The 11,295-nt window shown below is 34.5% G+C and carries 6 protein-coding genes and 1 pseudogene; all 7 read right to left on the bottom strand.

All coding sequences use genetic code 11. The annotated features are described in order from the left end of the window. Positions 1-17: 17 nt before the first annotated feature. Positions 18-2,324: a peptidoglycan-binding protein gene (locus HNQ35_RS11985; protein WP_170226725.1), complete on the bottom strand. Its 2,307-nt coding sequence runs from the start codon at positions 2,322-2,324 to the stop codon at positions 18-20. A 595-nt stretch (positions 2,325-2,919) separates the two neighbouring features. Then, on the bottom strand, positions 2,920-4,506 hold the full coding sequence (locus tag HNQ35_RS11980; protein ID WP_170226724.1) for an ATP-binding protein: 1,587 nt from the start codon (positions 4,504-4,506) through the stop codon (positions 2,920-2,922). A gap of 46 nt (positions 4,507-4,552) precedes the next feature. Then, complete coding sequence (gene racE, locus HNQ35_RS11975) at positions 4,553-5,368, bottom strand: glutamate racemase (protein ID WP_146938580.1); 816 nt, start codon at positions 5,366-5,368, stop codon at positions 4,553-4,555. A gap of 92 nt (positions 5,369-5,460) precedes the next feature. Next, positions 5,461-7,104, bottom strand: a complete 1,644-nt coding sequence (locus tag HNQ35_RS11970; RefSeq protein WP_146938579.1) for an acylphosphatase — start codon at positions 7,102-7,104, stop codon at positions 5,461-5,463. A 32-nt stretch (positions 7,105-7,136) separates the two neighbouring features. Continuing rightward, positions 7,137-8,765, bottom strand: a complete 1,629-nt coding sequence (locus HNQ35_RS11965; protein ID WP_146938578.1) for an acylphosphatase — start codon at positions 8,763-8,765, stop codon at positions 7,137-7,139. Positions 8,766-8,818: 53 nt separating this feature from the next. Continuing rightward, positions 8,819-10,303 (bottom strand): ATP-grasp fold amidoligase family protein, encoded by a 1,485-nt coding sequence (locus HNQ35_RS11960; protein ID WP_170226723.1) that lies wholly within the window; start codon positions 10,301-10,303, stop codon positions 8,819-8,821. A gap of 14 nt (positions 10,304-10,317) precedes the next feature. Beyond that, positions 10,318-11,295: pseudogene (locus HNQ35_RS11955) on the bottom strand (glycosyltransferase family 2 protein); the annotation flags it as partial.

Here is an 11,295-nt window from a genome sequence, read left to right as displayed (position 1 = left end):
GAGAACTCTTCATTCTATTATTTATTTCTTAAATCAAATGCCTTTGCTAAAGCATCTGCTGTATATGTTCCAAGCAGCTTACGATAATTAGAGCTAGCAAGTTTTAAGTTTTCAACCCGATTATCTATAAATAAGTATTCTACTAATATTGCTGGCATTTCTGTATTACGTAAAACATTGAAGTTTGCTTTTTTCTTTCCACGGTCATTTACTTTTAATTGACGAATTAAGTAGTTATGAATTTGATTCTGCTTTTCTTTAGTAAATGACGATACATTTCCGTTATGAATATACGTCTCAAAACCACTTGCATAACCATTAAATGAGTTGTTGTGAATACTAATAAAGTAAGTAGCACCCCAATCATTCGCCATTTTCGCCCTATTTTCCAGTTTAATAAATGTATCAGTAACTCTTGATAATTTAACATCTACACCATAATAATTATTAAGGAGTGACTGAGCCGTTTGAAGAGCAATATCTAAGACGACATCTTTTTCATTAAGGCCAAACGCCATAGCACCTGGATCATGACCGCCGTGTCCTGGATCAATAAAAATTCTTACAACACCATTATTAATCCTATCATATGTTATTTCGTCTATAATACCACTTACTGGAAGGTTATTTCTCCTTTGAAACTCCTTAACTTTCTTCTCCATGAAATCTCCAAAATAAGATGTCTCTTTGATTTTTCCAAAGCCTAAGCGATTTAAATTTTCTTTTAGTTTAATCGTGTCTGGATGACGTTTACCTTTCTGTAATGGTGACGATAAAATCTCACTCATTTTATCTAATGTTTTTGCATCAGCTATTCCAGTTATATTTAAGCCATAATGACGTTGGAATTCTTTCACTCGCTTTTCCATGAAGCTGCCATATAGGGTGCTTACTTTAATATTACCAAAGCCAAGACGGTTTAAGTCTTTCTTTAATTGAATGACATCTTGATGGCGAATCCCCTTCTTTAATACTGTTGCAGAAGCTTCGTTTAATGCTCTTTCTGTTGGTTCATCTATTATTCCAGTCACTTTAAGGCCATAGTGCTTTTGAAATTCCTTTAAACGCTTTTCCATAAATGATCCAAAAAATGTTGTCATTTTAATATTACCGAATCCTAATTCATTTAGTTGACGTTTAAAGTTTTTTATATTTTTATGGCGTTTACCCTTTTGATATGGACTATTAATTAATTCATCTAAGTAATCCAACATCTCTAAGTCAGATTGACCTGTTGTATTTAATCCATAATAGATTTGGAATTCCTTTACTTTCTTAGCAGTAAACGAACCAAATAAAGTTGTTTCTTTAATATTTCCAAAGCCTAAATAATTTAACTGACGTTTTAATTTAAGTACCCCATTATGACGGGCTCCTCTTTTCATAGATTGATTAAAGGCTTCATCTATTTTTTGCCCTGTTATATCATCAATTAATCCATTCACAGGTAGACAATAGTCCTTTTGAAAGTCTTTTAATTTCTTTTCCATAAAACTACCAAAATAGGGAGTTACTAAAATATTTCCATAGCCCATCCAATTCATTTTTTTCTTTAAAGAAATTAATTGGTCGGAATGACTTCCTTTTTGTAATGAGTTGTTTAATAGTTCGTCTATTTTATCTATTGTTTCCTCATCAGCAATTCCAGTTACTTTAAGGTCGTAGTATTTCTGAAAGTCTTCTACTTTCTTTACAGTAAAGCTACCATAAAGTTCAGTAACTCGAATGTTGCCAAATCCTAATCGATTGAGCTTTTTCTTTAAATTTATTGTCTGTGGATGGCGTACACCTTTGCGGAAAGGATAATGATAATATTCTTCTAGCTTAACAAACGTCTCTTCATCTACTTGACCAGTTACAGGAATGTCTATAAATTCTTGAAACTGTCTTATTCTTTTCTCAGTAAAGCTACCGAAGAAGTCTGTTACCTTTATCCCGCCAAAATCCAGACCATTAAGCATCTTTTTAACTTCTATAACTCTATTATGTCTGTCGCCTTTTGCTAATGGGAATACGGTTGTTACTTTCTTTGTTTTTGATCGCACTTTAGTAGAGTCCTGTTTTTCTCTTATTTCCCGAGAGGAATCAGAATCTATTTCTCCACCTTGATCATCTTCTTCTACTAATATCTCTTTATTTACATGATCCTCAGTCGATTTATCATCAACTTCTTGGGAATGAGGTGAATAATGTTCACCTTCTTGTTCCATCTTTTGCTCTTCTTCTAAAGTTGAATCTTTTTTCTCAAATTGATTGGCGGCAACCGTTATTGGGTGACTGGCTATTAAAAATATGGTTATAAAAACGGGTATTGCCCTTCTCAACCATTTACACCCCCAAATAAATTTTTTTATATACACTATATACATCGGACTATAGACCCGTTTTTTAAAGTTTTGTTAAGGTTAATACTGCTACTTTATCATTTGATTATAATAAGATACTTAATAAAGAAAGATATGACAACAATGAAGGCTAGAGATATCGTTGGAAGTAAACTAAGCCGTTCAAATTCAAATCGTATGCTTGTTAAAGAATTGTATATATTAAATGTATTACTAAATAGGGATCACAAACAAATTATTACGAGGAAATATGATAAAACTGCGAAGAATGTAATATTTTATAAAACAATGGTAAGTAGAGTAAAACAAAATAAAGCTATTTCGCTAAAGATTATCAAATGTTTCAACAGTAATATGTGCAAACTCAATAAATAATTATAACTGAATACACTTAGTTTTACTTATTTAATCATATAACTTAAGAAAACATAACTATATTTTAATAAACTAAATCGCATATCGTTATTAAAAAATAATTGATACATTGTTTCTTAGAACAACAAAATATAGGAGTTACAAAATATCTTCGTACGTTTCCACTTTGCAACCCCTATTTCTAGTCTTTTCTTAAGACTTAATAGCTATTTTCTCCTCCACTAATCTTTTGAATGCGCTTTGCCCATTTCCATGTTTTACTATTCATTATGTTTTTCAACTCATTTTCATAGGTTTGTTTTTCTTTTTTCAGCTTTTTAATCTCATTTTTTGCAGCTTCTAATTGTTTAAAGTCACTATCGGGATGAGTCTTTTTAAATTCAAATCCTATCTTAATTGGCTTATCCCAACTCTTTTCAATAATCCGCGTTACTTTAGCCTTTTTAGGCGCTTGATTAGTTATTATATTTCTGAAAGAATCAATATTCTCGGGTGTTCCTGATACTACGATAGATGTTTTTCCGTTTTTTAAATGTTTTAAATAACCATTTAACTGTAATCTAATTACATGTCTTCGAATCCATCTTTCATAGTTAACCCCCCTTAAATTACCTGACAATCTAAATCTGCGTGCAATTTGTGGTTCGGTTGGTATGTCTGGTATCGTAAGTTCCTTTACGTTTCGATTGCGAAAGGCATCATATACTGGATTAAAGTCGAAATAAAAAAAATCATTTCTAGGTGTCTTCTTCGTTTCTGGAAAATAGAAATCAATAATTTCTTTAGGTACATCTCTCGCTAATCCTTCTAAAGGGAATAAATGGTTACTAATTTGTGGTCGTGAGTTTATCTCATTAACATAGCCCTCTCCCGTCTTTTCATTAACAAGCATGTCGACATCACAATGCGTTAAACCAGGAATCGACTTCATTGCTTTAACTGCAATTGCCTTTAAGTGGTCAGACATTTCATCAGTTATATCGACCGGATCACGTTCTTTCAAATAAGCACCTTGTCTTCTCAAGAAAACTCTTTCCCCTTTTTCAGGTACGGTTGATAAAGTTTTATTAGATTTCTTTAACCAGTCTATCATATCCCTATTAATTTTTATACTTCGATTTTTTATAAATGGATTTTTTCTTCTTTCTTTGTTCTTAATTTCAATTAATTCTTCAATTGTACGCTTACCATCCCCAATAACATTTGCTGCCGTTCTTCTTGTTGCAGCTACTACTCTATCTCCAACTACATAAACTCTATAATCTTCTCCAACAATAAATCTTTCTACAATTACACTTTTAAATCCTTGATTTTCTTTCACTTCAGCTAGAGCTTCTTTAAATTGTTCTATATTTTTTATATTTGTTATAACTCCTCTTCCACTCGAGCCATCTGAGGGCTTAAGAACGAGTGGAAATCCAATTTGTTCTGCATAACTTATTATTTCTTCATTACTAGTTTTAGCATCAAAACTTTTCCCTTCAGGTATAGGTACATTGTTTTTAGATAAATATTTGTATGTTAGTGGTTTATTTGAACAAATTCTTATTGCCTCATTAGTTACTTTATCTCCTCTAGACACAGTAAAGAAATGCTGCTTTTTTCCGTCACTTAATGAAAATCTGGCAGATGGTCCAATAGCAGTGCTCGGTTTCATATGAAACTTTAATTTTAAACCTCTTCTCCAGCCCTCCAATGCAATTAGATATGTACATGTTTTATAGTTAGAAATATCTTCTGGCAAATGCTTTAGGTGAGACAACCAATTATTTGGATCTATTTTCATATTCATACACCTTTCTATCTATATTTGAATCCAATATTTATGGAATTCAATAAAGAGAGACTCTATCAATCATTACAGACGTCACATGACCCGTAAAATCTTGAAATAAGATTTGTGCTGTTTTAGTAAATAGTTTTAAATCACCTGTTGTATAGAAGTTATATGTTGGAATTTTGTCTGTCTTATTATCTATGCCATATTTCTTTAGAACTGACTTTGCTACTCTCGCTGTTGCCTCTCCAGAAGAAACGAGTTTGATCTCACTTCCCATAACATCTTGAATTGTATCTTTAATTAAGGGATAATGTGTGCAACCTAAAACCAATGTATCACACTTATTCTGTTGCTGTAATGGTAACAAAGTTTGCTTGACTTCATCTTTAAGCTTAGGACCAGATAGTATTCCTTGTTCAATCATCGGAACAAAAGATGGACACGCCAGACTAGTTACATTAACTTGAGGACAAAGATGATGTAAAGCTTTTGTATATGCCTGACTCCTTATTGTCCCATCTGTCCCAAGAATTCCTATATTATAATTTTGTGTGGATTCTAATGCAGTAATCGCACCAGGATTGATGACTCCAATAACCGGTATATCTAGTTCTTTCTCCAAGTCTTCCAATGTATATGCTGTAGCTGTATTACATGCTATAACAAGCGCTTTTATATTTTTTTTCAATAAAAAGTTGACCATATCCCATGTATATTTTTTTATTTGATTTTCTGTTTTTGATCCATAAGGACATCTCTCTTTATCACCAAGATAGATAATATTTTCCTTAGGCAACCGTTTTATTATTTCATTTGTAACTGTCAAGCCACCGACTCCTGAATCAATTATACCAATTGGTCGTTCCAAAGAAGCCCCACTCCTACTATATTAAAATTAAACTTATATCGTTTTATTTTCCAAAGATTGTTTCTAAGATTGTTTCTAAGATAGGACTAATATTATTTCTTACCTTTCACAATTTCTCCTACTTTCCGAATTGGTGTGGAGAATTTCCAAGATGTACTATTAAACACATGACTAATATCTTTTTCAATACGATTCTTCTGTTTTGTAAGTCGGGCTAACTCTTGATGCATCTTTCTTAATGAATATTGAGCTGCTCTTAAGGTAGATGTATTATAACGTTCATTAATTTCGAATCCAACAGTAACAGGTTCTTCCCATACTTCTTCTTGAATTTTTACTACTTTAGAACCTTGTGGATATTGCTTTAAAACCTGCTTAAATCCATCAACTTCTTTCTTATCTGTACCAGCAATGATTACCTCTATCTCATCAAATACCATATTTTTAACAAAACCATTCAAGTTGCGATCAAGCGCTTGCTTTTTAATCCAACGGTGATATCGATGTCTTTGCACATCACCGATAACGACATAGCGCTTAGCGTAAAGTTTTCCCATCGGTGCAGGGGCGACTTCAACTTCAATCGCCGTTCGATCTTCTAACGGTTCTAACACTGTTGACATATCGAAATATATTTTCGAATCACTTGTGTCAATTCCTTTTGTCTCTGGGAAATAGTAATCTATAATCGCAGCTGGAATATTTCTTGCCTTTCCTCTTAATGGGAATAACGCTCCACCAATTTGTGCAGTTGGGTTTATTTCCAATACGACAGCAGGTTGTTTAATCTTTGAATCTTCATTGACAATGATATCTACGCCAGCATGATGTAAACCTGGAATAGCTTTTACAGCATCAATGGCAATTTGCTTGATTTCATTTGGTGTTTCATCTGTGACATCAATCGGATCGCCACCTGATGAAACGTTTGTTTTTTCTCGAAGCAAAAGCTGTTTGCCTTTTTCTAGGACGCTATCTAATGAATAGCCTTGTTCAGTTACAAAATCTACAATCTCTTGATCTGTATGAATTAAGCAGCTATTTAATCGTGCATTTTGTCTACGTTCATAATTTTTTAACTCTATTAGTTCTTCAATCGTATGTTTCCCATCTCCTGTAATATTCGCAGGAATACGATTATAAACGGCAATAACTTGATCCTCGACAACATATAGACGATATTCTTTACCAGAGACATGTTGCTCTACAATGACTTCTTTGTATCCAAGCTCATGGCGAACGTAGTTCAATGCCGCAACAAATTCCGCTTCATTCTGTAAATTTGTAACGACACCATTACCTAGACTTGCATTTGTCGGTTTAAATACTAATGGATAATCAAGCGTACGACTATATTCAATAATTTCCTCGTCCGTTGCATCTTCTGGAAAACCTTTACCTTGTGGCACCGGTACACCAGCTTTATCTAGCCATATTTTAGTGTCACCTTTTTCCGAACCAATTTCAACAGCTCTGTTAGAAACTTTATCTCCTCTCGTTCTAAAAAAGAAATGTGTTTTTTTATCAGAACTTAAGGAAAATAAACGTCCTGGAGGATTCACCCCAAATATAATCATATCATCAAAATGTGGTGTATCCTTTGTATACCATTTTAACTTTAAACCTCTTCTCCAGCCTTCGAGAGCAACAGCAAATGCATCAAGTCTTGTTTTACGTGCATTTCTAACAATTTCTTCGGTGAGCTGAGGTAAACTGACTCCACTGAATTTCTTCATTTGAAAAATCTCCTCACTTATCTGTTACACGTTCATTTATTTTTAAATATTGCCCCAAGAACACGAATAGGCTTCGTTGACTTCCAAGAAAGACTGTCATATAATTTACGACGTTTCACTTCTGCTCTTTTCATTTCGAGTGTTGTTTGTTCAATTTCTCTATTTAGTGCTTCTAATTCTTCTTTCAATGTTTTGATGTCTGCTTTTACTTCAAAGCCTACTTTTAATGGTTCATGATATGGCTCTTCTTCAACAGCTAATACTGTTGCACGTTCTTCATCTTCCCAAAAAGCGTTTTTAAAATCATCGACCATTTCGGGATCTAAGCCTCCAACAATCACATCAATATCGCCATTTTCTTTATTTACGACAAAACCATGCAAATATCGTTCGAAAGCTTGTTTGCGTAAACCACGATGATAACCTAAATCTTGAACATCTCCTATGACAGTATATTTCTTGGCATGAATTTTTCCTTGTGGACTTGGTGTTACCGTTGAAACATGTGCTTGTCTTGACTGTAATGGTTCAAGGACATCAAAAAGATCGAAGTAAATCTTTTCATTATCTAGACGACGCCCTTTCGTTTCTGGAAAATAATAATCAATAATAGCTGCTGGAACATCACGTGCTTTACCTTTGACTGGGTAAAGTATACCACCAAGTTGTGATGTCGGATTTAATTCAATCACGTATCCTCGTTCTTCATTTGTTTCTTCATCTTTGTAAAGTAATATATCAACCGCCCCATGTACAAGTCCTGGTACAGCTTTTAATGCCTTTACAGCGATTTCTTTTATTTTATTAGATAATTCATCAAAGACATCGACTGGATCGCCACCAAGAGATATATTTGCTCTTTCGCTTAGAAAGACACACTCCCCTTTTTCAGGGACAGTATTTAATGTGTAACCGTGACGTCCTACATAATCGATAAGTTCTTTATTTGTTTCAATTAAACAGCTAGACAATCTTGGACTTAAGCGACGCTCTTCGTTTTTTAATTCTATTAATGCTTCAATTGAATTTATCCCGTCACCAATGACATGTGGAGGGATTCGTTTAATCGCGCCTACGACTTCATTATTAACAACATAAAGGCGCAGATCCTCACCTGGAATATATTTTTCCACAATTACATCTTTGTAGCCGAGTTCATGACGAACATAATCGATGGAATATGTCATTTCACCGTCACTCGTAATATTAGCAACAACACCTTTTCCGAAGCTTCCATCAGTAGGCTTTAATACGACTGGATAACCGAGTTGTTGAGCATATGCTAATATTTGCTCATCTGTTTCAGCTTCCGAAAAGAACTTTCCTTCAGGTGTTGGAATGCCTTTATCTCTAAAAATTTGCTTCGTTTTTGCTTTATCACTGCCTATTTCTACTGCTTCATTGGTGACTAAATCACCACGTGAGCGGAAGAAATAGTGTGTTTTTTCATCAGAACTCAATGAAAAAAGCAGCCCAGGATTATCGACAAACCATGTTTTCATGTCTTTAAATTTCTCTGAATCCTTAACATGCCATCTTAATGTTAATCCTCTACGCCAACCTTCTAATGCAACAACATAAGCATCGAGTAGAGTACCATTCGCCTCGGAAACAAACTCGTCATGCAAATGTGGTAACCATTCTCTATTAACGTCTTCCATTGGATCTCTTCCCCCTACATTTATGTTCCGACATTTGTCTTCTTGATTATTAATTACATTTTAGAAAATGCCTTAAATGGCTCAAATACTTTTCCAGCTAATAAATCATTCATTAATCTATTCTCAGCTTCTATATAGTAATCTCCTAGGAGTTGGTCCGTTTTCTTATTAAATTCATCATAGTTTCCTGGTTTCGGTGTAAACTCACCAAAAACTAAGCCATGATGTGAACGTAAAAAATCAATACGGACAAAGGGAGCGGGAATGTGTTTACTTAATTCCTCGACCATGACCATTTCTTCTGGTGTAACCCCTTTTCCTTTAAAGACTTGCTCTCTATATTTTCCAACATGAATGCGCTCGCCTGTTTCAGTCCACCAACAATACTTCGCCTCTGGATAACGTTGAATTTCTAAAATAATACCAACTCTTCCGTAAAACGTATAAAACTTAACATCACGTGCTGGAACAGCTGTTTCTGGATCTTCTAGAATCAGTTCTTCCATTAGCCATTCATCTCGTTCGACCCAATTGGTGTGGAGGTCTTTTTGCATACTTTCTAGCAATTCAGTCCAACTTGTCAACTGCTTTGAACGTTTTAAGTCTACAATATGATCAATCGTCTTAACGAGATAGACACCACGTGAACCAGCACCATCTGCTGGTTTAATGACGATTCCTTCTCTAGCTGGAATATCTTCCAGTTTATATGTCGTATCAGCAACCCAAGGTGTTCGGATACCGAGTTGTTCAACAAATTTGTAGGCTTTCTGCTTATCATCAAGAAGCCATTCTGGTAATGGCTGTTGTGCGAGTTGCTTCTGCCGCATTCGTCTGTTTAAGCTTCCCCTAAATGATGAGACATGCTTTAACGGGACTGGATTGTTTTCTTGTAAACCAGGACGCATCATAAATTCAGGTGTTTCTTCATTCGTTAATGCTGTAAACACCTTATTATAAATCCAATTGCGATAATCTTCATTTTCATTCATATATAGACGTGCGATATATGTTAAAGCCGTTACATAGTTTTGATCAAGCTTTTCTTTATTTGCAATCATTTCATTTAGAAATGAAATTAACTCGCCACGATCTCTTAATTCACGAATATAACGTGTTATTTGTTCCTCATGAAGTGTTTCTGTTTCAAATTTATAATTCCGGAGCTTTTGTTTTGCTTCGTATAGTTCTTTTTCCGTCTTATTTAATTTCTCTTGTAATGCCTTTATGAATCGCTCTTGTTCCACGAGTTGTTCACGGCGATTCATTTTACGAAACAAATGCTTTGTATTGCGAATGGGCTTTGACCATTTCCATGTTTGGCTCGTTTCGATTTGCTTTATATTTTTCTTTGTACTTTGAATATCTTTTTCTGTTGCTCGTAATTTTTCCTCTGTTTCTAGTAATTGTTGAACGAGCACTTTCTCTTTCTCATCACTATTCGGTTGTGGACGGTTTGTAAAAATGTTGTTTTCATTTTGGTTCAACCCAGCTACTGACCGCTTTGTTACATTATTTTGTTGTGTTTTATCGGTCATCTTAATCATCTCCTTCAGTTGTTTATATCGTCCACTAACCAATGTTCAAGTCTGTTTACATATATATCTTCATTAAGTTTATCTGAGTCTAACCAGTTATCATTTGCTAAATGGATAAAGCGTATATCTTTTTTATGCGTTTTTAGTAAATTTTGACGAACTGTTTCATTTATTGGATACCAAATTCCACGTAATTTATATAAATCAATAAATTGTCTTGATGTATCTCTCAATAAATGATCTTGTTTAGGTGTTTCACATATTAAAATGGCTGCGATTTGTGCCATAATATGTGGAATAAAAGTTTGTTTATATTGTAAAATAATTGGGTCCTGCAACAATATCATATCACATTTTATCTGTTCACCATAGACGAGTATTTGAACATTCTCGCCATCTATGAGTTGGCGGATTATTGGGTGTATTTTTTGTCTATGATGTGTTCCATATGTCGCCATATGAACGAGACCAGTTGTAAGCCCTAGACGATGATGAATCGCAATCATATCGCGTATCGTATGATAATATGTTTCATTCTTCCGACTAAAGTCCGCGACAATAACGATATCAAAATATCTATATCCTGAACGCTTCTTCTCACGCTCTGGCCACATCGGCTCTGGAACTGGGAATAAGCGCTTCTCTTGTCGATATGGGTAATATAAACTGTCTGCTGATTCATGGTAAGCAGTAAATGCTTCCACATATTCCTTCCGTGCTCCCATAAAGAAACCGTTATAGCCGAATGCCGAACTCGCTGTTAACGATGTTACCGATTGGCGTGGCAATGATAATGGACCTGTTTCTAAATCGACGATACTATTTTTCCCGAAGGCACGTAGTAAGCGTCGTTTAAATTCACCGTCTGCTGCAAAACGCACACTATCCCAATAGCCAAGCTTCTCCATCACGGGTTCTCTACGAAACATTAAGGATGACATATTTGGAAAAATATACTTCCCCGGAGTACCACGTCGATACGCTTTTAATTG

It is taken from the genome of Cerasibacillus quisquiliarum, from assembly GCF_014202495.1.
Classification (GTDB): Bacteria; Bacillota; Bacilli; order Bacillales; family Amphibacillaceae; genus Cerasibacillus; species Cerasibacillus quisquiliarum.
The sequence above is the reverse complement of the archived record's forward strand: the minus strand, read 5'-3'. Positions and strand labels throughout refer to the sequence as shown.